Raw genomic sequence first — 22,749 nt, 5'->3', positions numbered from 1 at the left:
GGCATGTTGACCATTGGGCCCGCTACGACGAACACGTTTGACCTTCTACTGCACCAGAATACGAAGATCGCCGAGGGTTCGGCGGCGATGGTCGCCACGGTGACCATCCCTCCCGCGGATCCGGGTTCCGGCCCACACCGCCACTCCGGCCCCGTGTTCGGCTACGTCTTGCAGGGCGAAATCCTGTTCGAGCTCGAAGGCGAACAGCCCTACCCACTCAAAGCGGGAGAAGCATTCTGGGAACCCGGTTTTGACGTCGTGCACTATCAAGCGGCGAATCTGCGCGACGACATGGAGAGCAAGTTCGTGATCTTCATGCTCTGTGCTCCCGACGTACAGATGATCACCTTCCTCGACGAGGACGAGCTCCATGCGCGCGACCATCTTCGTCATCCGAGCACGCAAGGGCATGACGCACTCACCCCGAACTAGACAAAAATCCAAAAGTGTCCACCTGCTGTTCCGCGAAGGCCTAGCCTTGACCCAAGGCGAAACCTACGTGTGAAACACCGGAGGACTCCCGTGACTGCTTCAGTACGACTTCCGTTTCTCCAGCCTCACCCACTCGAGCCGCCGCCCGACCTGTGCGCACTGCAGGCCACCGGACCGATCCACCGCATCCGCACGGCAGTCGGCGACGAAGCCTGGCTGGTGACCGGCTACCCCGAGGTACGCAGGCTGATGGACGCCGAGTTGCTGGGCCGCGCACACCGCGATCCCGCCAACGCGCCGCGCAGCAGGACGTCGGCGATCTTCGGCGGCCCTGTCGGCGATTTCGACACCGAAGTCGAAGATCACACCCGGATGCGGCATCTGCTGCAGCCGCACTTCTCGCCCAAGCACATGCGCACACTCGAGCCCAAGGTCGAGCGGCTGTGCGCAGAACTGCTTGATGACTTGGAACGGCTCGGCCCTCCCGCCGACCTGCTGACGAACCTGGCGAGGCCGCTGCCCGTACTGGTCATCTGCGATCTGCTCGGCGTGCCCTACGCCGATCGGAATCGATTCCAGCTGTGGGTGGACGACGCCGCCTTCGGCTCAGACGACGCGGTCTCCGAGGCGGGCCTGGGCGCACTGCTCGACTACGGGATGGAACTCGTCGCCCACAAACGGGATCACCCTGACGACGACGTGATTTCGCGATTGTGCGACGAGCCCGAGCTGGCCGACGCCGACATCGCACGACTAGCGATGATGCTCCTATTCGCCGGCCATGAGACCACGATGCTGCAGATCTGGCTTGACGCGGTACTTCTGCTGAGCAATCCCGATCAGTGGCAGATGCTGCTCGACGATCCGGAGCTCATCCCCAAGGCCGTAGAAGAGTTGCTGCGCACGGGCATGCCCGGCGGAATCGGCGTTCCGCGCTATGCCAGGGCGGACATCGACGTCGACGGCGTGACGATCCGGGCAGGCGACCTGGTCCTGCTAGACCCCGGCGCAGCCAACCACGACCCGGCGGTCTTCCCCGAGCCCTACCGCCTGGACATCACTCGGGTGGGCACCTCCCACGTCGGGTTCGGTTACGGTCTGCACTATTGCGTGGGCGCCGCACTGGCTCGGATGGAGCTCAAAACGGTCTTCTCCCAACTCATTCCGCGTTTTCCGCAAATGCGGCTGAGTTCTGAGCCGACCCTGGCCACCGGGTTTCACTCACTGTCGCACGGGCTGGTCGCGCTGCCGGTCTCTTGGTAGCACTCCGCGGATCTAGTATCTGACGCGTGCCACCCGACGCATCGAAGACCAAGGCCCGGCTGCTCGACAGTGCCGCCAGAGCCTTCGCCCGCGACGGGGTCTTCAATGCGTCGCTGATCGACATCACCCGCCAAGCGGGCCAGCGCAACCGGGCTGCACTCACCTACCACTTCGGATCACGCGACGGCGTGCTCTGCGCCGTGCTCGACCGCCACGCACCGTTCCTGGCCCGTCGAGAGGGCGAGCTTCTCGACATCGCGACGCGGGCGCCCGCCGACGACCTCGGTCCCGTCATCGAGGCGATCGTGCGGCCCGCCGCGGAGCTTGCGGACCGCGATTGGAGGGGGCGTTGCTGCCTGCTGATCATCGCCGAATTGACCACCGAAGACATGGCGCAGTACAGCCAGGAGCTTCAGGAGGTGCTCGCTCGCACCGGCGGCAACGAAGTTTTCGCGTTGCTGACCGAGCGCACCGGTTTCCTCTCCGATTCCCTTCGCACCGAACGGTTCTCGCTGATGGTCATGTTCATCTTGCGTGCCATCGCCGACCGTGCCCGGTTGTTGGAGCGACGAGATCGGCACGGGCGACCGCAACTCGACTACGAACCGTTCGTTGCGAACCTGGTGTCGATGGCGGCGGCCGCCATGGCCGCACCTACGCACCCGTTGACATAAGTACCCCTGCTTACTACTGTTGCCGCTGCGTGCATCGGTGCACCGCCTGGCAGGAGGTCGACGGTTGAAGGCGCTTCAAGTCATACGTCACGGAGCTCCATCGGAAGCGCTTGCAGTTCAAGATGTTCCGGTCCCAGAGCCCGGGCCCGGCGAGGTGCGGATCGCGGTCTCGGCAGGCTCGCTCAATTTCGGGGACATCGCGCGGTGTCGCGGCACGGTCGCCAGCGTCATGGGTCAGGTGCCCTTTACGCTCGGCATGGACGTCTGCGGCGTGGTGGAGCAGGCCGGCGAAGGCGCATCCGAGTGGGTGGGCCGCCGGGTCGTCGCCATGGCCAAACAGTCCCTTGGCGGATTAGCGGAGTACGCGATCGCGCCGATCACCGGAACCTTCGATGCGCCGCCCCAGTTCGACGACGTCACTGCGGCGGCCTTCACGCTGCCATTCCACGTCGGCTACCTCGCGCTGCACCAACGCGCGAAGCTGGCCGCTGGTGAGACGCTGCTCGTCGTCGGAGGAGCCAGTGCGGTCGGGACGGCGGTCATCCAACTCGGTGTTGCCGCGGGCGCCAAGGTGATCGCGATTGCCGGCGGAGCCGAAAAGGCGCGGCTGTGTTCCGAACTCGGCGCCTCGGCCATCGACTACACCGCGGGCGGCGACCTCTTCGACGAGGTGAATGCCCGGACCGATGGGCGTGGCGCCGACGTGGCCGTCGACCTCGTCGGTGGCGAGCAGACCGAGGTCATCTGGACGTGCATGGCACGCGAAGGGCGTTACCTGCCGGTCGGTTTCAACGACGATCCCCAATCGGGGCTGACGGGCCGTCCGCTGCGCAAGGTGTCGATGGGCAACTTCTCAGTGCTCGGGGTGATCCTCGGTTACGGCGAGCTCCCGGTCGACTTCCGCCGATTCGGCCTCAACATGTTTCCCGCCGAGCTCGGCCGCGAAGTGCACGGCGCGCTGCTCGACCTGGTGGCCTCGGGCGCAGTCCGTCCCGTGATTGGTCGTCAGATCACGCTGGACGAGGTCGCCGCGGCCCTCGACGACCACGAGCACCGCCGGACCTCGGGGCGCACCGTCGTCGCGATGGCGCGCGGGTAGACCACCGATGCCCGAATTGAACGCCGACGAGATCATCTCGGCTGCAGTCGAACTCGCAGGTTCCGATGACTTCGGCCCGGACGAATTCCTCGAGGGGCTCACCGTCCTGTGCGCATCGGCCGACGAGCAGGCCCAGCTGAATGAAATCGGCCATTTCGCGTTGCAACAGAACATGATCGGCGGCCTCGCCAATCGGCTGAAGATTCACGACTGGATCCGCCAGCACCCCGAGGTGCGGCAGGAACGCATCGAGGCGCCCCTGATGGTGGTGGGCCTGTTTCGGGCGGGCACGACATTCCTGAGCCAGTTGCTCGACCAGGACCCCGCCAACCGGGCGCTGCTGCGATGGGAGGCCGCCGACAGTGTTCCGCCTCCGAACCCGCAGACGTACCGATCGGGTCCCCGCGTCGATGCCGCCAACACGGCCATCGAGATGCTCGAATCCCTGAACCCGCGGATGAAGATCGTCCACCACGAAGACGCCGAGGGACCCACCGAGTGCATCACCCTGCTCGGCCAGGACTTCAAGAGCCTGACCTGGGAGGCGATGGCGAACGTGCCGTCGTACAGCGAGTGGCTGCTGGAGGCCGACTACCAGTCGGCATACGAGTACCACCGCACCGTGCTGCAGGTACTCCAGAGCGGAGGTCGGCGCGGTGCGTGGACGTTGAAGAGTCCCAACCACGCGATCGCCCTTGACGCATTGCACGCGGTGTACCCGGATGCGCCACTGGTACTTCTGCACCGGGACCCGACGGTGTTGTGTGCGTCGGCCTGCAGCCTCATCTCCACGCTCACCGGGACGTTCAGCGATGCCGACCACATCGCCTACATCGCAGCACACTGGACGCAACTGCTGGCGACGTCCATCGAGCGGGTCGAGGCCTTCCGACTGGCCCATCCGGAGCACGAGATCATCGACGTCCAATACGCCGACCTCGTCGGCGATCCGCTGCGCACGGTCGAGACCGTGTACGGAGCCTGTGATCGAGTACTCGACGACCGGGCGCGGGCCGCGATCGCAGCGTGCGTCACCGCAAGTCCGAAGGGCCGATTCGGCACACACGGATATCGTCTCGACGAGTTCGGACTTCGGGCCGACGCCATCCGTGACCGCTTCGCGGACTACATCGAGCGCTACGACGTGCCGACCGAGGCCAGCAACGCCTGACGCGCTACCCCGGCAGTTTCAGCGGTTTGCCGGCCAGCGACGACGTGACGGCCGGCGCCGCCGGTGCCGGCAGCGGGATGCGAGGCACGCCCGGCGTACCGAGCTGACCCGCCAGCCACGGCAGGGCTGAGGCGAACGCTCGACCGGCGAACGGCCAGTCGTGCCTTCCGGTCTCGGCCACCACGGCGCACGCGATTCCGCGGGAATGGCCAAGCGCGCACAGTGAATTGGCCGCGCTGCGCTGAGGATTGTCCGGCGCCGAGACCGTGCCGTGCCCGTCGACGGCGCCACCCGAGGTGACGAACAGCCCCGAGACTCCGTTGTAGACAGGGTGTTTGGTCATGACCGTCGTTGGATCGAAGGCACTCCATTCGGCGGTGCTGCCACCGAACAGCCTTGCCACTGTTTGTTCCTTCGACCCCAGGTTCGGACCCGCATCACCTGCGATATCGACGAACCCACCGAAGAGGTCTGGATGCATCACCGCCAGGTCGATCGCGCACGTGCCGCCCGACGAGAACCCCACGACACCCCGGGTCGACGCCGTCATGCCCGTGCCGAAGTCGGAACTCAGGAACGGGATGACGTCTTTGGTGAGGTGGTCGGCCGCGTTTCCGCGCGAACCGTTCACGCACTCGGTGTCGACGTTGAAACCGCCGCCCGAATCGACGAAGACGAGGACCGGGGCGAAGCCGCCGTGGGCGAGCGCGAAGGCGTCGACGGTGGTGATGGCGTCGCCCGCCCGCAGCCAGTCGGACGGCGTGTTGAACTCAGCGCCGACCATCATCACCGTCGGCAGGCGTGGTGGTGGATTCGCCGCAAACCACGCAGGCGGGAGGTACACCAACTCGCGTCGGTGCGCGAAGCGCGATGCGCTCGAACCGATGTCCACCGGCACGACGACGCCCTTGGCGGGCACGGTGCCCGCCAGTTGCATCGCGGTAACCGTTGCGCGGTCGGTCTGGTTGGGTAGCGGGCCCGCAGTCAGTTGATCCCAAGCCGTCCCGACGGTCGGGAAATAACCCACCCACAGGTTGAGGGCGAGCGCTGCGCACAGCAGCGAAGCCGGTACGGCCAGTGCCGACAGCCCGCGGCGCCACCATCGGGAGTGGCGCCAGCCAGCAATGGCAGCGACGCCTGCCAGCCCCGTCACCGCGATCCACAGCCACAAAGACCGGGGTGCAGGCTCACCGGCCAGCCCAGCGGAGCCCACGTACCAATGCGCCCACGCGCACAGTCCGATGCCGCCCACCGCAGCGACGGGCAACCAGACCATGCGCCACCGCCGCGTTCGCCAACCCACGCCGAGGACGAGCACCACCGCCGTCGCGACCTGAATGAACACAGGCGCCCAACCATGCATCAGCGAGACATGTGCGAGGTCGTGGCGCCACGATCCGCCCATCGCCGTCAGCGGCGTCAACGCGACCTTCGGCATCGGTTCACCGAATCCGCCTGCGTCCCAACCGGGAACGACGCCGAATGCACGACCACGAAGCAGCACCTTAGTCAGCTGACGTGCTGAATTTGGTGGGGAACCGCGTAACACCCGCTGTGAAGATGCAGTCAATCGGCGAACGTCGTGCAGCACTGAATTCGCGCAGTCGGCCAGGAATCGGCGGGGGGCGGGTCAGAATGGCTAGATGCGCTTCGGAAACTTCATGGCTCCCTTTCACCCGGTCGGTCAGAACCCGACGCTCGCGATCGAGCGTGACCTCGACCTGATCGTCGCGATGGACCGGCTCGGTTTCGCGGAGGCGTGGATCGGTGAGCACCACTCCGCGGGTTTCGAGATCATCGCGTCACCCGAGGTCTTCATCGCAGTGGCCGCTGAGCGGACCAAGCACATCAAGCTGGGCACCGGCGTCAGCTCGCTGCCGTACCACAATCCCCTGATGCTGGCCGACCGCATGGTGCTGCTCGACCACCTCACCCGCGGACGGGTGATGCTCGGCTGCGGCCCCGGCCAACTCACGTCCGACGCCCACATGCTCGGAATCCCCGCGGACGAGCAGCGGCCCCGCATGGAGCAGAGCCTCGACGCCATCATGCGGCTGTTACGCGGCGAGACCGTCACCATGCACACCGACGGATTCACGCTGCAGGATGCGCGGCTCCAGCTGAAGCCGTACAGCGACCCATGTTTCGACGTCGCGGTGGCGGCGTCCTTCTCGCCCACCGGCCCGCGCGGCGCGGGCAAGCACGGCATCGGCATGCTGTCGGTCGCGGCTACCGCCAAGCAGGGCATGGATCTGCTTGCCCACCATTGGAAGACGTGGGAAGAGGTGGCGCATGAGCACGGCCACGTCGCCGATCGCTCGAAGTGGCGGCTCGTCGGCCCGATGCACCTCGCCGACACGAGGGAGCAGGCGGCCCGCGACGTCGAGTACGGCATCGTGGAGTTCTCCCGGTACTTCAAGCACATCCTGCCCGCCGGCCCGGTGCAGGGCGACACGGCCGCCGAGATCATCGCCAACAATCGTGACTTCGGGTTCTCCGTCATCGGCACGCCCGACGACGCGATCGCCAAGATCGAGGAACTGATCGAGGCGAGCGACGGTGGCTTCGGCGCGTTCCTGCTCATGGACAACGATTGGGCGCCACCGGCCGCGAAGCTGCACAGCTACGAACTCTTCGCTCAGTACGTCATCCCGCACTTCACCGGACAGCTTGCGGCACCGGCCGCGTCGAACGATTGGATCCTCGGTAGCGGGACCGAGTTCGTGGACCGTGCCGCGCACGCGATCGGCAAGGCCATCGATGACCACGCCGCCGAGCAGGAGGCCAAGCAGGCCCCGGCTGCCACCTGACAAAACGAGTGGCCCCCTCCATGTCGGAGGGGGCCACCCGTTTGTTCGAGGTGTTGCTCGGCTACTCGGCGCTCGCCTTCTCGTGCTTCGGCGGCGTCGTGGCCTTCTTGACGTCCTTTGCGAGCTTCTTCAGCGCTGAGCTCACCGGGTTGTTGACGGTGGCGCGGTGCTTGGGACCGGTCTTCGCCTTCTCGGTGGTCGTGCTGGAATCCGCTCCCGACTTGGAAACAGGCGTCTCAACAACCTTGGCGTCGGTGTCCGGCTTGGGCACCCCAAGCACGTTCTTGAGCCCTGGCTTGATCGAATCCCTAGCCGGAATCAGCACATTGGCTCTGAAGTCGCTGACGAGGCTGCCGTGCATATCTGTAGGCGTGGTGCTGGGATCGCCCCCGATGGGCTTCGGCAGGACATCGTCGATCGCGAAGATCGTCGGGTCAGCGATATGCAGCGGCGCGTCGACGTAGGACTCGGCCACGTCGTACAGACCCTGCTTGTCACCCTTGACGAGCGCTTGCGCTGCGGCGATCGGGCCGAGCGCCCCAAGCGCAGTATCAGTCACGAACCGCTGTCCGGACTCGGCGAGCCCTTGAGCTAGCCGGGTGGCGGTGAACACCGGGTCGCCGACCGGGTCGGGTTCGGCAAGGGTGGTCGCGCTACGGCCCAAAAGAGACGTATCGAGGGCGGATGGCAGCCCCAACGATTGCTTGATCTGTTCCCGAAGTGCGTAAAGCACCTGGACGCGGAACTTGAGTATGTCGCTGCCCTGGCTGAATTGAGGAGTGAGGCTGGTGTCGCCGCCGAAAGGCTCGGGCAGCACGTTGTCCAGCGCGAAGATCGTGGGGTCGGCAATATGCAGCGGGGCGTCGATGAAGTTCACGGCGATCGCCGTCAACGCCGCCTCGGGGTTGTCACTGCCGAGCGCCTGAATGACGGCAAGCGGAGTGAGCGCTCCAAGAGCCGTATCGACGACGAAGTTCTCGCCGGATCCGGCGAGCCCCTTCGCAAGCTCGGCCAGTTTTTCCGGCAAGGTCGTCGGCAGCGTCTCACCCACGGGCGCAGCGGCTGCGCCGATGCCGACAGCGGGTTGCACACCCAGCGCGTCCTTGATCGCTTCGCGGAGTGCGTAGAGCACGTTGACGCGGAACTTGAGTACGTCGCTCGTGTTGCCGAGACGGGGGTCCGGGTTGGGGTCTTGGCCCAACGGCTCGGGCAATACCTTGTCGAGCGCAAAGATCGTCGGGTCGGCCACATACAGCGGTCCGTCGATGTAATCGGCGATGATGGCCTTCGTCGCTGCGTCGTCGCCGAATGCCCCGGCCAGGGCGATCGGACCCAGGAGGCCCTTCAGTGTGCTTTCCACCAAACGCTCGCCCGACCCGCCGACGCCCGTACCCAGGATCTGCAACGCCGCCAAGAGGGACGCCGGCGTGGGTGTCGCCGTCGCCGCCAAGAGCTTCATGTCCGAGACGTCCACCGTCCGGATTTGATCGGCCCTCATCTGCTGTGCCGGCTGCGGCGCCATCGGAGCTAGCGCTAACGCGCCCGCTCCGACCATCGCGACGCCGACAGTGACGCAGCCTTGTACCCGTTCCCTCATAGATTTCCCCTCAAAAGTGGCGCATGTCCGAGCGACAGCCCCCTGGCTGCAGCGAACTTAACCTATTCTCAGGTTATCTGCGCTACTTCTTGGGAAATTAGTTGCCCTTGCTTTCGATTATCGTTGTGTTTGCAACGAAATTTCAAGATCGTTGCGTTAACTAACTTTCTGCATTACTGCCAAAAGCCGCACCTGAAAGCCGCCCTCGAGGCCCGACTACGCCGTAGCTGACCCGAATTGCGTGCCAACGAGATTCGCCATCAAGATCAGGGCGCGTTAATTGGAGACACCTAAGGGTGGCACATGGGGGCCCTCCGCATGGCGAACGGCGAACGGGAGGTGAACATCCCGACCCGACAGTCGTCGAACCCGCACCCTCTTGGTGGCGCAGCGACGGTTGAGGCTGCCTCGGCCGGCACCTCGACTGGCGCGCAAATGGTCGGCACAGCAAACGACATAAGGCCAGAAGGCCAGGTGAATCCAGGTGTGGCTACGGATGTCACCAGACTCGTAACGCACAATCGAGCGATGCAATCCGCAGCGCTGACCGGCACTGCGCGATTTCTCGTCGACTCCGATCCCGGGCGGCTGCGCCTACGCAGCGCTGCGGCAACGACGACGGCTCTGGTCCTCGCCATCGTCGCGCTGCTGACCTTTACTCGCTTCGCGCACCAGCCGGTAACCGTCGCAATGCTCGGCACCATCGTCGCAATGCAATCCTCGGCCGCCGTCAAGGATCGCCACCAGCGCAGCCGCGTCGTCACGACGCTGCTGCTGTTCTTCCCAGCGGTCGGCGCAGTGGCCTTGGCAGCACTGCTGTCCCCTTACGGATGGATCGCCGACGTCGGATTCATCGCCGTGCTCTTCGGCGCCGTGTGGGTTCGCCGGTTCGGCCCACGTGGCAACGCCATGGGGATGGTGGCGTTCATCTCGTACTTCTTCGCGCTGTTCCTGCGGGCGACACCCGCCCAGTTACCGACGCTCGCCGTCGCCATCGCCGTTGGACTGAGCGCCTCGCTGTTCGTGCGGACGCTGATATTTCCCGACCGTCCCCACGTCGAGGTGCGCCGCCTGGTCCGGGCACTGCGAGGGGTGTCTACCTCCGTGTTGGAGGTCGCCACCAATCAAGCCGAACACGACCTCGCCGTGCTGCGGCGCCGCCTGGATCGGCTGGGCGAAACGGCAATGATGATCGACGATTGGCTCGACCGCCACGACGCGGCGCAATCGCTGAACGTGACCAGTGAGGATCTCGCATTGCGGGTCTTCGACGCTCAGATCGCCATGGAGCAGCTCGCCAGCCTGCTGTGGTCGATCGACCCGGCGACGGCATGGCCAAGCGGACTCGACGACGCCATCGCCTCACTGTGGTTGTGTTTGCAACACAATCCATCCGAAGACGAACTCAAGGTTGCCCGCAAACACGCCGTTGCTGCCGCCGATCGCGCCGACCTGTCCACCCCGGAGGGCGTCGCCACAGTGGTCGCCTACCGAGGGGTGCAGGCGCACTTGGCAATTCACCACATCACCACGAATGCCTTGGGCAGCTCCGACAGCGCCGACTCCGATCCGGAGCCAGCTCCCGAGGAAGAGCAGGCTGGACTGAATCCCAGCACGAAGGCAGCCATTCAAGTGGCCGTTGCCACCACCGCGGCCACCATCCTCGGCGAATTGATTTCACCCGACCGCTGGTATTGGGCGGTACTGACCGCCTTCCTCGTCTTCACCGGGGTGTCCACACGCGGCGAGATTCTCACCAGGGCCGGTCACCGCATCGTCGGTACCATCGCCGGTGTCGTGGCTGGCGTGTTGCTCGCCACCCTTGTCGGGCACAACCCGCCCCTTCAAATCGTGCTACTGGTGATCTGCGTCTTCTGCGCGTTCTATCTGGTCACCGTCGCCTACGCCTGGTTGACGTTCTTCGTGACCGTGTTGCTTGCGATGTTGTATGGACTGCTAGGCAATTTCAGCGTCCAGGTCCTCGAACTCCGCATCGTCGAAACCGCGGCGGGTGGTCTCGTCGGCATCGCTTCGGCGTACTTGATCTTCTCGACGGGCACCCGAGCCACCTTCACCGAGAAGGTGAACGACTATCTCGACCGGATGACCGACTTGATCGACGCAGGCATCGCTTCGGTGGTCGCTCCCGGCGGCGAGACCGAACTCGTCGCCGCGACGCGTCGCCTCGACACCGCCTTGCAAGACGTGCTCAAGGCAGGCAAGCCGCTCGAGCTGGGACCCGCCGTGCGGAGCCGGCGCGGTACCCAGCGCGTGTTGCGCGGACTTCAGGTGAGCAACCGATCAGCACACGCCCTTGCCCGCGCCGGCGTGAACGCGGCAAGGGCGGATTCGGACACCGCGCCGCCCGAGGTCACCGCGGTCGCGTTGCGCGAAGCAGCGGACCACGTCAGCCGCACGATCGACACCGTGAAGCAGGTGGTAGCCGGAAACTCCTGCGAGCCGCAGGAAAAGACCACGGAGGCAATGATCTTGGACGTCATGGGCACATCGGACATCCCCCCTGGTCCCGTGCGCGGTGCAGTTCGGGCGTTGAGCACGCTCGACCGCGTGCTCACCGAGGTCACCACCCGCGTCTGAACCGTGTGCGGTTGCGGCCACACAGCGTCACACCAGCAGAGGGCGCTAGCCTCGAATCAATGCGTTACATCATCATCGGAGCGGGTGCCGTCGGCGGCACCATCGGCGGGCGGCTGGCGCAGAGCGGGCACGACGTCGTCCTGGTCGCCCGCGGAGCACATCTCGCTGCCCTGCAAGATCGGGGACTCCGGCTCGTCACTCCGACCGGGGTCGTCACGCAAACCATCCCGGCCGGCTCCGGCCCGGAACCGCTCGGCGAGCTGCGCCCCGACGACGTACTGGTGCTGACGGTTAAGTCCCAGAACACGGCTGAGGCCCTGCAGGTCTGGGCCGGGGCCCCTGTCGCGGGCGGCGGGTCGGCGGCCGAACGACTCCCGATCGTGTGCGCCCAGAACGGAGTGGACAACGAGCGGACGGCTTCGCGACTGTTCGACGCGGTATACGGACTGTGCGTATGGCTTCCGGCCACGCACCTCGAGCCCGGCGTGGTGGTGTCGCATACCGCGCCGTTGAGCGGAATCCTGATGCTCGGCCGCTATCCGGGCGGAGTGGACCCCGTCGCCGAACACATCGGCGCGGACCTGTCGCGAAGTGTCTTCGACGCGCCCGTCGTTGATGACGTGATGCGTTGGAAGTACGGGAAATTACTCAAGAATCTCGCCAACGCCCTTGATGCGCTGCTCGGCCCGGCCGGCGCCCGTCACGCGGACGTCGTCGCCGACATCCGGCGCGCGGTTCAGGCCGAGGGTGAGGCCGTGCTGGCGGCCGCCGGGATTTCGTACAACTCAGACGACGAGCGGCGGGTGTTGCAGGGCAACCGGATGGAGTTCCGCGACATTCCGGGCGCCCCGCGCGGCGGCGGATCGACCTGGCAGAGCTTGACGCGCGGCGCGAGTTCGGTTGAGGCCGACTACCTCAACGGGGAGGTCGCCTTGCTCGGCCGACTGCACGGCGTCGCCACCCCCGTCAACGTCCTGTTGCAACGGCTGGTCGGCGCTGCGGCGCGCGCACGCCGCGCGCCGGGTGACGTGCCTGCGGAAGACTTGGACGCCCTACTCAACGTGGTAACCGCTGGACACTGACGTCGGGCGGCTACGCTGCGGCGATGGCATCGACGGACGCGCTCCAGCAGGAAATGCTCGACGAATTTGCCCTTCGAAAGCTCGTCCATGGCTACTGCCGTGCCGTCGATCGCGGGGACTTCGAGACGCTGCGCAGCCTTTACCACCGCGACGCCACGGACGCCCACGGCGACTTCTCGGCGGGCACCGCTGACGACTTCGTCGCTCAACTCCAGGCCGCGCACCCCTACGTCGTGTCCATGCAGCACAACATCACCACGGTCAACTTCGCAATCAGCGGACATCTCGCCGAGGGCGAGGTCTACACCATTGCCACCCATACGCTCAGCGCGGGTGATCGCGACGTCGACGTGATCGTCGGCGGAAGGTACCTCGACAAGTATGAAAAGCGGGACGGCACATGGAAGTTCATCGAGCGGGCCATCGTCACTGACTGGGCCCACGTCAACGATCCATCTTCGGTCGACCTCAGCCACCCTATAACCAAGGACACCCCGAAGGGCTCCCCCGGCCCGAATGACGCGTCACACCAGTACTTCTCGCTGTTGAAGCTGGGCCAGTCCAACTAACTCGCTCACCAGTAGCGGATCGCGCTCCGGAAAAGCTCCGCAAGCAACGACTTGTCGCATTCGATTGGCGCGTTTTGCAGCAGCCGCTGTTGGGGCCACGCGCCGTCGGCCAGGGTGGTGGCGTCCGCTTCGGTATAGCCCACCGCCGACAACCCGTTGGGTACGCCCACGGCCTGCATGACGCGCTCGAGTTTCTCGGCGAGCACCTGGCCCGCATCCTCGAGTGCCACGTCGCTGACGTCGGCCCCGAGGTGATGAGCAGCCTCGAGATGGCGCTCGGGGTAGGTGGGGGCAGTGTGACGGAAGACCGAGGGGGCGTTGAGGATTACCGCCATGCCGTGCGGGACCATAGGCTCGGATCCGGGATAACCGTCGGGGTGGAAGCCACGCACTTGCCCGGCCACCGCGTAGGCCATGGCGTGCGGGATGTGCACTCCCGCATTGCCGAACGCGATGCCTGCGAGCGTCGCGGCCCACATGGTCTGTTCGCGCGCCTCCCGGTCGGAGGCGTCGTTGACGGCTCGCTCGAGATAGCTGCCGAGCAAGCGCATCGCTTCCCGACTCCCGAGGTCGCTCCATGGGTTGGCGCCCTGGCTCATTGGTCGCAGCCCCGGTCGGCTGGGTGCGGGACGCTGGACGAAGGGGCGCGCGGTGAACGACTCCAACGCGTGCGACAGCACGTCGAGCCCGCTGTAGGCGACGACCTGGGCTGGCAGCGTGTCGGTGCAATCCGGATCGACGAGCGCCTCGGTCGGACGTAGCGCTGGTGACGCGATGCCGGTCTTGGCAGCCATCGACAGCAGATCGAAGATGGCGATACCCGTCACCTCGCTGCCGGTACCCGAGGTCGTGGGGCAGGCGATGTGCGGTGCCAGCGCACCGGGTACCGGCGTTCCCGCCCCGACCGGCGCGTTGACGTAGGACAGGAAGTCGGCCGGGTGGCTGGCGTATAGGTTGGCCGCCTTGGCGGTATCGATCACCGATCCGCCCCCGACGGAGACATAACCGTCGGGCTTCGCCTCGCTCGCGAACGCCGCTGCTCGCCTGAAGGATTCATCCGTCGGTTCCACGTGGACGTCGGTGTAGGGCACGACGTCGAGGCCCGCCGCCCGAAGCGAGCGCTGCGCCGTGTCGAAGATCGATAGTCGGGCCACCGAGGCGTCGGAGAACAGCGCCACTCTGGTCATTCCCAGCGCCGAGGCCCGATCCCCCAGTTCCTCGAGGCAGCCGCGACCGAAGGTGATCCTGGACGCGTCCACGGTGAAAGCCGATTCGAATCCATCACCGGCGCCCTGGTAGTGACAGCAACTCATCGAGCCTCCCAATGCACACCCACGATCGTACGAGTCGGCGTATACGTCATGTCATGACCGCTCGGACGATGCGCGCCTGGCGCGTACGAACACCGGGGCCGATGAGCGCGCGCCCCCTCGAATTCGTCACGACCGACGTCACCGAACCCGCCGACGGCGAGCTCCTCGTCGCGGTCCGCGCCTGCGGCGTATGCCGCACGGACTTGCACGTCACCGAAGGTGACCTGCCCGTGCACCACCCGCACGTCACCCCAGGCCACGAAGTGGTCGGCGAGGTCGCTGCCGTCGGACCGACCGTCACCGACTTCTCGGTCGGCGACCTAGTGGGTGTTGCGTGGTTGCGGCACACCTGTGGACGTTGTCGCTTCTGCAACAGCGGCAGGGAGAACCTGTGCCCGGAATCGCGCTACACGGGTTGGGACGCCGACGGCGGATACGCCGAGTTCGTCACCGCCCCAGCGGCATACGTGCATCACCTACCGTCCGGATACTCGGACGGCGAACTAGCACCCCTGCTCTGCGCCGGCATCATCGGCTATCGGTCGTTGCTGCGCGCCGACCTGCCACCACGCGGCAGGCTGGGCATCTACGGCTTCGGCGGAAGCGCCCACATCACGGCCCAGGTCGCACTGGCCAGCGGCGCCGAGGTCCACGTGATGACCCGTGGCCAACGAGCGCAGGAGTTGGCCCTGTCGTTGGGCGCCGCATCCGCGCAGGGCGCCAGCGACAGACCACCCGTTCCGCTTGATGCCGCGATCCTGTTCGCACCGGTGGGCGAGCTAGTGCTACCGGCGCTGGAGGCACTTGACCGCGGCGGCACCTTGGCCATCGCGGGCATCCACCTCAGCGACATTCCGACCTTGAACTACCAGCGTCACCTGTTCCAGGAACGTCAGGTGCGTTCGGTGACGTCGAACACCCGCACCGATGCCCGCGACTTCCTGACGTTCGCCGAGCACCACCACATCGACGTCACCTGCCCGCCGTACCCACTGGACAAAGCCGACGCCGCGCTGAGCGACCTGAGTTCGGGCCGGATCGCTGGTGCCGCGGTGTTGATCAACTCGTGACGACGCCGCCGCCCGCGCCTGCAGGCCGTGGGCTGCGGGCTTGCTCAGGCATTCTCCGAGATCCACTTCGCGGTGAAGCGCAGCATCGCAGGAGTCTCTTCGACCGTCTGGCGACCTAAAAGACTCTCGAGCTTGCCGCCGATCAACGGGACCTTGACATTGACGGTCGCGGTGCAATTCAGGCGCGAGCGGTTCTGTGCAGGCGCCAGCAAAGCCGTGCCGAGCTTCGCGGAGCCTATCGCTCCGCGCGCCACAATTTTGGCTTCCCCTCGGACCAGGTCGTCGCCGATCAGGCTCCACGTCGCGTTTTGCACGATCTCAAGATCGCGGGGATAGAGCCTCGCGAACAACGGGGGCAGCGCATCGTGACGCAGGTCCTGGACGACGACCAAGTGCACGGCGCCATCGGTACCGATGCCAAACGAGTCCAGCTTGCCGATGCCGCCGACCTCCGCCAGCCGTGCCAGCCAGTATTTCTCCTCGGAGAACGCCAAATGGAGCTGTTCGAGGGTGACCGGGCATTCGACCGAGAAATCGTACGATCGGGACATGGCAGCAGGTTATCTGTGCTGGCCTCCGCGGGGACTCGGTTCAGCATAGGGAATCGCTGCCGCCGAAATGTTCGCCTTCGCCAAGTAGGCGCGCCGACTCTGGGATTGATTCGCCCGTTGTGCTCGTTTGCTCACCTACGCTGGCGGACATGGAGCAGCAACCGGCGATTGAGAAAGCAGTCGCCAAGCTTGTCTGCTTCTGTCTACTGGCGGGGGTGCTCGCCGCGGCGTTGATGTTTCCGCTCGTGGGTGGCTCGGGCGCCGCGATCAACCGGGCCTTCGATTCGGCGGCCGAGGATTCGTCGCAGCTGGTCGACGGTGAGGTGCCGATCGTCTCCACGATGGTGGATGCCGCCGGGAACCCGATCGCGTGGCTCTATACCCAGCGCCGATGGGTAGTGCCGACCGATCGGATCGCCGACACCATGAAGTTGGCGATCGTCTCGGTCGAGGACAGACGCTTCGCCGAACACCGCGGAGTGGACGTGCCGGGCACCCTGACTGGATTCGCTGGGTACCTGCAGGGCTCCGACACTCGGGGTGGATCGACCATCGAGCAGCAGTACATCAAGAACTACCACCTGCTCGTCACCGCCAAGAGCGAAGCCGAGCGGCGGGCAGCAGTGGAGACGACGGCTGCGCGCAAGCTCCGCGAGATCCGAATGGCGCTGACGCTGGACAAGGTGCTGACCAAGCCGGAGATCCTCACCCGATATCTGAACTTGGTGCCGTTCGGCAACGGCGCGTACGGCGTGCAGGACGCGGCGCGCACCTACTTCGGCATCGACGCCGCGCAGCTCAACTGGCAGCAGGCTGCATTGCTGGCCGGGATGGTGCAATCCAGCAGCGCGCTCAATCCGTACACCAACCCCGATCGCGCGCTGGCGCGACGCAACGTCGTGCTCGACACCATGATCGAGAACCTGCCGGAGGAGGCCGAACAGCTACGCACTGCCAGGACCATGCCGCTGGGCGTGCTGCCGCAGCCCAGTGCTTTGCCGCAGGGCTGCATTGGAGCGGGCGACCGAGCCTTCTTCTGCGAGTACGCGCTGGCGTATCTGGCGAAGGCGGGCATCGACAAGGAGCAATTGGCCCGTGACGGCTACCTGATTCGAACCACGCTCGACCCGAAGGTCCAAGCCAGCGTCAAACAAGCGGTCGACACGGTCGCGAGCCCGACGCAGGACGGTGTCGCGAGCGTAATGAGCGTGATCAGGCCCGGGAAGGATGCGCACCGGTTGCTGGCGATGGCGGACAGCCGCAGCTACGGGCTCAATCTCGCCGCAGGCCAGACCGTGCAGCCGCAACCCTTCTCACTGGTCGGCGATGGCGCCGGATCGATATTCAAGATCTTCACGACGGCCGCCGCGCTCGACATGGGCATGGGCACCAACGCTCAACTCGAGGTGCCCCAGAAATTCGAGGGTACGGGCCTCGGCAGTAGCAACACGCCTGGATGTCCACCGCTGACCTGGTGTGTGAAGAACGCAGGCAGCTACCGCAGCCCCATGAGCGTCACCGACGCGCTGGCACAGTCACCGAACACCGCGTTCGCCAAACTGATTGCGCAGGTTGGGGTGTCGCGCGCGGTCGACATGGCGGTCAAACTCGGGTTGCGATCGTATGCCGAGCCGGGCACCGCCAGAGCCTATGACCCGAACAACAACGAGAGCCTCGCGGAATTCATCAAGCGGCAGAACATCGGCTCCTTCACACTCGGCCCGTTCGAGCTCAACGCGCTCGAGTTGTCGAACGTTGCAGCGACACTGGCGTCGGGAGGCGTGTGGTGCCCACCCAACCCCATCGAGAAGGTCATCGATCGCCATGGCGGCGAAGTGCCCATCCCGACCGCCGCGTGTGAGCAAGCGGTTCCCGTCGGGCTGGCTAACACCCTGTCCAATGCACTGAGCAAGGACACGATCAGCGGCACCGCGGCCGGGTCGGCCGGCTCCGTCGGATGGAGCCTGCCCATGTCGGGCAAGACGGGTACCACCGAATCTCATCGGTCGTCCGGCTTCCTGGGCTTCACCAATCAGTACGCCGCCGCGAACTACATCTTCGACGACTCGCCTGCACCGTCCGGTCTGTGCTCCTTCCCGCTCCGAAAGTGCGGCGACGGCAACCTATTTGGCGGAAAGGAGCCGGCGCGCACCTGGTTCTTGGCCATGAAACCGATCGCCAACGACTTCGGTCCGGTGGCGCTGCCCCCCACGGATCCGCGCTACGTCGACGGGGTTCCAGCCACCAAGCTGCCGAGCATCAGCGGCCTGACCGTCGATGCAGCGCGTAAACGCCTGCAGGAAGCGGGTTTCCAGGTTGCCGATCAGCCCACATCGATCAACAGCTATTTGTCGAAGGGCGCTGTGGTGGGTACGGCGCCTAAGGACAAGGCCTTCCCCGGCTCGATCATCGTGATCAACACGAGCAACGGGATCGCGCCCGCACCGGTCTACTACCCTCCCGCGCCCCGGCTAGATGCGCCGCCTCCTCCTCCGGAAGAGGCTCCACCCCCGGACGTCAACGTCATCAACATCCCCGGACTGCCGCCGATAACGCTTCCCGCTCCGCCTCCGCCGCCACCGCCTCCGCCGCCCTGATAAAGGCGGCAGGGGTGATCAGCGGCGTCACATCACTGGCTGATGCTCGCCGGCAGCCTTGCCGACGCCGGACTTGACCACTAGCACGGCCAGGGCGACGGCCACCACCAACAGCGCGGGTACGTCGCCTGCAAGGTGTCCCATGTGGTGCCCGGCACTGAAGGATTGCACCGCCATGATCGCTGCATGTACGACGCTCGAGACGACGGTAAACCAGATGAGGCTCACGTTGGCCTCGGGCCGTCGCGCCGCATTGAGCAGGAATGCGCCCAGCGTCGCGTAGATGCCGACGATCATCATGAAGTAGAGCGAGTCCTGTGGCGCTCCGTGATGCCATGCCCATCCCGATGGCCAAACCAGCGCCAAAGGATAGAGGGCAATGCACGCCGCACCGGAAACGACGAGCGTCACCTGTAGGAGTTTGTACGGGAGCGTCGGGGCGTTGGCGCCCTCGTTGCGAATCATCATGAGACATTCCGATCTGGGATGGGATCTTTCAGTACACCGTCACCGTCGCACGGAGCGGCCTGGCGGCGAATCCGGTGCCCCACCTAGTCATTGGCGGTCAGACCAGTTCTGCGAGCATCGCGGCGGCCCGCGCCGCGCCATCGGTTTCGACAGGGCGGTATGAGGTCGGTCCCGACGCCTGCGCGACGATGGCTCTTGCCAACCGATCCGGATCGGCGGCCTCGGCATAGCTCATTGCGCGGCCGGCACCGTAGCGCTCCAACCGGTGCCGGACGTGGAAATTCTGCTCGAAGTGATGCTCGAGCGGCACATAGATGAAAGGCGTTCCGGCCGTGGTGAGTTCCATGCAGGTGCTCAGACCGCCCTGAACCACGGCAACGTCACAGGCCGCCAGATACTGGTCGAGGTCGGGCAGGAAGCCACGCACGCGGACACCGCTTCGGGTGGGTAGTGAAGCGGGATCGATCCGTGGTCCGGTGACCATCAGGAAGTGCAAGTCTGGCGCGAGCTTTCGGGCCGCGGGCACCGCGTCCAACACTCGACGCAGCAGCGACTCGCCGACCGAAGTCCCACCGACGGTGACGACACACAGGCGCTGATCGGCCTTCACTCCAAGCCGTCGTCGCAGGGCAGCGCGTTCCGGTGCCGACGGGGGAAGTCCGCCTGCGACATACCCGCAGAACTCGAAGTTCTGCTCGGTCCAGTCGCGGATGTTCGGCAATCCCGGTCCGAATGGCTCGGCGACGACGTCGGCGGGGTTGCCGACGAAGATCGAGCGGTCACGCAGGCGTGGGAATCGGGCGCGGTGCTCGATCATCTCGCTGTTGTAGTCCGCGGTGAGGGCCGCCTCGGCCGGACCGCCGTCGGGCATCGGAAGGTAACCGACGAAGTCGGTCATCCACGCAAACGCAAAGCGCTTCAGTTCGGGGTTCTCGTGCAGAAAGTAATCCACCTCCCACGCTTCGTCGCCGACCACCAGGTCGGGCATGTCGGCGCGGATGACTTCGTCGAACAACATGAAGTTGGCGACCAGAATCTCGTCCATCCGGCGAATCGCCTCGAACGCGTGGAGGTCGTGCTCGCCGGACTCGGCCTCGATGTGCGCGGACTCGGTGAGCAACTGGCGCGACGCCGGGTGCACGGATTCGCCTGCGGCTTCGAGCACTCGGGTGACGGGGTCCTGTGCCAACCAGGTGACGTCCAAATCCGTTCGCGTGCTGCGTAACTGCTGTGCAATCGCAACGGCCCGGCGCGCGTGGCCAAGACCGATCGGTGAGCACATGTACAGCACGCGGCGTCTGCGTTGCAACGCGCGCGTCCAGGTGACCGGTGGCACCGGTGAAGGCGCCACCTGCTCGACGAACTCGCGGATCAGGTTGTTGATGCGAACCGGATCGCGGCCGCTCGGTCCGTGGCCGGCGTGCTCGATCAGAGTCAACTCGCCGCCGGTCATCTCAGCGAGCCGTTGGCCAATCTTGGCCGACCGCAACCGATCACCCGTGCCGTGCACGACGTGCACCGAGCATTGCACTCTGGGTGCGATGTCGTCGATCAGTTCGACGGTGAGCCCGTGTGCGCCAAGGCGCGCCGACGTGGTGTCCACCAGCACCTGGGCGTCGGTGTCCGCCGACCAGAGCAGGGCGTCCTCGATCTGCTTGGTGGAGTGCGGCTCGGAGAACATCTCGGTGAAGTAGAACTTCCGAAAATCGTCCAGGTCGCCGTGCAGCCAGTTGTGCCGGGTGTACTTCTGCCAGCTGCGGGGTTCGTCGAAAACCGTGAGCCAACGGGCGAGTTCGAGGTCGGGGCGGGTCATCTCGAGCCCGCATGCGGGTGCAATGGCGACGACGCCCTGTACGCGTTCGGGCTGTGCGGCGGCCAGGTGCACGGCCCAGGTACCTCCGCAGGAGAACCCCACCACGACCGCCCGCTCGGTCTGCGTGGCGTCGAGCACCGCCACCGCGTCGGCCGCGAACTCGTGATCGGCGTAGGCCGCGGCGCCCCGAGGACGGCTGGACCGACCCGAGCCCCGACCGTCGAAGGTGACGACCCGATAATGGCGCGCCAGGAAGGCCACCTGCGCCTTCCAGAACCGGGACGTCACTATCGACCAGGTCGGCAGCAACATGACCGTGGTAGCGGCCTCGCCGTAGACGTCGAAGTGCAGCGAGACGCCATCGCGACTCGCTACACCCGACTCGTCCGGTACGCGGGCTGGCCGTTGTTCGGCCTTCACCCACCCATCGTCGCGCGTCATCGACGTTACGGCCGGACTTCGAACACGTTGTGGAACGGGGTCTGCGCAGCCACCCGGAACCGGGTGAAGCCGGCTGTCGACACCACGTCGCGGATCCGAGCCGGGCCAGCCTGGGTCCCGAGCGCCAATCCGACCGGCTGCGACAGAGACGACGGAGTGCACAGCAGCGTCGAGAATCCGTAATACGTGCGCCCGACGGGGTGCAGGTTGTCCTCGACATGGTCGCCGGCGATCGGTTCCACGATCATCCAGGTGCCGTCATCGGCGATGACGTTGCGGACGTGGCGGGCGGCACCGACGGGATCGCCCATGTCGTGAAGTGCGTCGAACGTCGTCACCACGTCGTAGGGACCTCCGGTGAACGCGTCCGCATCCGCGGTCTCGAACTCGATGTGCGATTTCAGGCCCGACTGATCGGCCCTGCCGCGGGCGGTCGCGATCGACCCCGAGTGACAATCCGTTCCGCGGAAGCGCGACGTTGGAAAGGCCTGGGCCATAAGGATTGTCGACGCACCGTGACCGCATCCGACGTCGGCGACCGAGGCGCCGTTGGACAGCTTGTCGACCACCCCGTCGAGCGCGGGCAGCCACTCCGCGACCAGATGTGCGTGGTACGTCGGCGCAAAGAAGCGTTCGCAGCCGACGTGCACGTCGGTGTGATGGTCGCCCCAACTCACCCCGTCGCCCGTGCGGGCCGCCTCGACGATGCGGTCCGCGTCGCACACGGTTCCGTGGGCGATCTGGAACAGCCCGCCGACAAATGCGGGGCTGGCCTCGTCGGTCAACGCGACGGCGTGTTCGGGCGGCAGTTCATACCTACCCGTCGACGGGTCGTAGGTGACGAACGATCCGGCGGCCTGGGCATTGAGCCATTCGCGGGCGTAATGCTGGTCGGTGCCGGTGCGTTCGGCCAGTTCGGCTGGCGTGCTCGGTCCGCGCTCGGCCAGGCTGCGGTAGTAACCGAGCCGGTCGCCCATCACGACCAGGGCGCCGTTCAGCACCGCGCCGACCTCTTCGACGGCCTTGAACACGAAGGCCATCAGTTTTTCTGGATCGACCGCTGGGGCGGTAGTGGTGTTGTTCATGGGGTGTCCTAATCGGTAGTTGGGATTGGTGCCGGTCGTAGACCGGGGTCGTTCCTGGTGAGGGCTGCTGTCAGGTGACGTCTGCTGGGTCCCGACGCGAGACGTCTTGAGAAAGA

General features: G+C 65.8%; 18 protein-coding genes. 11 read left to right on the top strand and 7 right to left on the bottom strand.

Features of this window, described 5'->3' with window-relative positions:
* Positions 1-3 precede the first annotated feature (3 nt).
* The 5 genes from SLQ30_RS16285 (at position 4) to SLQ30_RS16265 (ending at position 4,639) form a co-directional block, all read left to right on the top strand.
* Positions 4-432, top strand: a complete 429-nt coding sequence (locus SLQ30_RS16285) for a cupin domain-containing protein (RefSeq protein WP_319447267.1) — start codon at positions 4-6, stop codon at positions 430-432.
* A gap of 150 nt (positions 433-582) precedes the next feature.
* The gene (locus SLQ30_RS16280) at positions 583-1,695 is read left to right on the top strand and encodes a cytochrome P450 (RefSeq protein WP_413468070.1); all 1,113 of its coding nucleotides are present in this window, start codon (positions 583-585) and stop codon (positions 1,693-1,695) included.
* A gap of 26 nt (positions 1,696-1,721) precedes the next feature.
* Positions 1,722-2,369, top strand: a complete 648-nt coding sequence (locus SLQ30_RS16275) for a TetR family transcriptional regulator (RefSeq protein ID WP_319447269.1) — start codon at positions 1,722-1,724, stop codon at positions 2,367-2,369.
* A gap of 154 nt (positions 2,370-2,523) precedes the next feature.
* Entirely contained in the window at positions 2,524-3,468 is a 945-nt protein-coding gene (locus SLQ30_RS16270) for a zinc-binding dehydrogenase (protein ID WP_319458325.1), read from the top strand.
* Between the two features lie 7 nt (positions 3,469-3,475).
* Positions 3,476-4,639, top strand: coding sequence for a sulfotransferase (locus tag SLQ30_RS16265; RefSeq protein WP_319447271.1), 1,164 nt, complete (start codon positions 3,476-3,478; stop codon positions 4,637-4,639).
* A gap of 4 nt (positions 4,640-4,643) precedes the next feature.
* On the opposite strand, the gene SLQ30_RS16260 is transcribed toward SLQ30_RS16265, so the two are convergent.
* Positions 4,644-6,044, bottom strand: coding sequence for an alpha/beta hydrolase (locus tag SLQ30_RS16260; protein WP_319447320.1), 1,401 nt, complete (start codon positions 6,042-6,044; stop codon positions 4,644-4,646).
* Positions 6,045-6,282: 238 nt separating this feature from the next.
* Here SLQ30_RS16260 and SLQ30_RS16255 point away from each other — a divergent pair, with 238 nt between their 5' ends.
* Complete coding sequence (locus SLQ30_RS16255) at positions 6,283-7,449, top strand: LLM class flavin-dependent oxidoreductase (RefSeq protein ID WP_319447272.1); 1,167 nt, start codon at positions 6,283-6,285, stop codon at positions 7,447-7,449.
* Positions 7,450-7,510: 61 nt separating this feature from the next.
* Here the strand turns inward: SLQ30_RS16255 and SLQ30_RS16250 are convergent, their stop codons facing one another.
* Positions 7,511-9,046: a hypothetical protein gene (locus tag SLQ30_RS16250; protein ID WP_319447273.1), complete on the bottom strand. Its 1,536-nt coding sequence runs from the start codon at positions 9,044-9,046 to the stop codon at positions 7,511-7,513.
* Between the two features lie 528 nt (positions 9,047-9,574).
* Between SLQ30_RS16250 and SLQ30_RS16245 the strand changes: the two genes are divergently transcribed.
* The 3 genes from SLQ30_RS16245 to SLQ30_RS16235 are packed head-to-tail and all read left to right on the top strand — an operon-like array spanning position 9,575 to position 13,295.
* Positions 9,575-11,644: an FUSC family protein gene (locus tag SLQ30_RS16245; RefSeq protein WP_319447274.1), complete on the top strand. Its 2,070-nt coding sequence runs from the start codon at positions 9,575-9,577 to the stop codon at positions 11,642-11,644.
* Positions 11,645-11,703: 59 nt separating this feature from the next.
* Positions 11,704-12,726, top strand: coding sequence for a ketopantoate reductase family protein (locus SLQ30_RS16240; RefSeq protein WP_319447275.1), 1,023 nt, complete (start codon positions 11,704-11,706; stop codon positions 12,724-12,726).
* A gap of 23 nt (positions 12,727-12,749) precedes the next feature.
* On the top strand, positions 12,750-13,295 hold the full coding sequence (locus SLQ30_RS16235) for a nuclear transport factor 2 family protein (protein ID WP_319447276.1): 546 nt from the start codon (positions 12,750-12,752) through the stop codon (positions 13,293-13,295).
* Between the two features lie 5 nt (positions 13,296-13,300).
* Here the strand turns inward: SLQ30_RS16235 and SLQ30_RS16230 are convergent, their stop codons facing one another.
* A complete protein-coding gene (locus tag SLQ30_RS16230; RefSeq protein ID WP_319447277.1) occupies positions 13,301-14,554 on the bottom strand; it encodes a hydroxyacid-oxoacid transhydrogenase in 1,254 nt (417 codons plus the stop codon).
* Positions 14,555-14,661: 107 nt separating this feature from the next.
* Here SLQ30_RS16230 and SLQ30_RS16225 point away from each other — a divergent pair, with 107 nt between their 5' ends.
* Entirely contained in the window at positions 14,662-15,678 is a 1,017-nt protein-coding gene (locus SLQ30_RS16225; RefSeq protein WP_319447278.1) for a zinc-binding alcohol dehydrogenase family protein, read from the top strand.
* Between the two features lie 44 nt (positions 15,679-15,722).
* Here SLQ30_RS16225 and SLQ30_RS16220 read toward each other — a convergent pair whose 3' ends face one another.
* Entirely contained in the window at positions 15,723-16,229 is a 507-nt protein-coding gene (locus tag SLQ30_RS16220) for a DUF2505 domain-containing protein (RefSeq protein ID WP_319447279.1), read from the bottom strand.
* Between the two features lie 149 nt (positions 16,230-16,378).
* Between SLQ30_RS16220 and ponA2 the strand changes: the two genes are divergently transcribed.
* Positions 16,379-18,826, top strand: coding sequence for a transglycosylase/D,D-transpeptidase PonA2 (gene ponA2, locus SLQ30_RS16215; protein WP_319447280.1), 2,448 nt, complete (start codon positions 16,379-16,381; stop codon positions 18,824-18,826).
* Between the two features lie 27 nt (positions 18,827-18,853).
* Here ponA2 and SLQ30_RS16210 read toward each other — a convergent pair whose 3' ends face one another.
* From SLQ30_RS16210 to SLQ30_RS16200, 3 genes are all read right to left on the bottom strand, one after another.
* Positions 18,854-19,294 carry a DUF6632 domain-containing protein gene (locus tag SLQ30_RS16210; RefSeq protein WP_319447281.1) on the bottom strand — a complete coding sequence of 147 codons (441 nt, stop codon included), beginning with the start codon at positions 19,292-19,294 and terminating at the stop codon, positions 18,854-18,856.
* Positions 19,295-19,391: 97 nt separating this feature from the next.
* Positions 19,392-21,548, bottom strand: coding sequence for an alpha/beta fold hydrolase (locus tag SLQ30_RS16205; protein WP_319447282.1), 2,157 nt, complete (start codon positions 21,546-21,548; stop codon positions 19,392-19,394).
* A 5-nt stretch (positions 21,549-21,553) separates the two neighbouring features.
* A complete protein-coding gene (locus SLQ30_RS16200; protein ID WP_319447283.1) occupies positions 21,554-22,633 on the bottom strand; it encodes a class I SAM-dependent methyltransferase in 1,080 nt (359 codons plus the stop codon).
* Positions 22,634-22,749 lie beyond the last annotated feature (116 nt).

The sequence above is a fragment of the Mycobacterium sp. RTGN4 genome (assembly GCF_033804635.1).
GTDB lineage: Bacteria > Actinomycetota > Actinomycetes > Mycobacteriales > Mycobacteriaceae > Mycobacterium.
The sequence above is the reverse complement of the archived record's forward strand: the minus strand, read 5'-3'. Positions and strand labels throughout refer to the sequence as shown.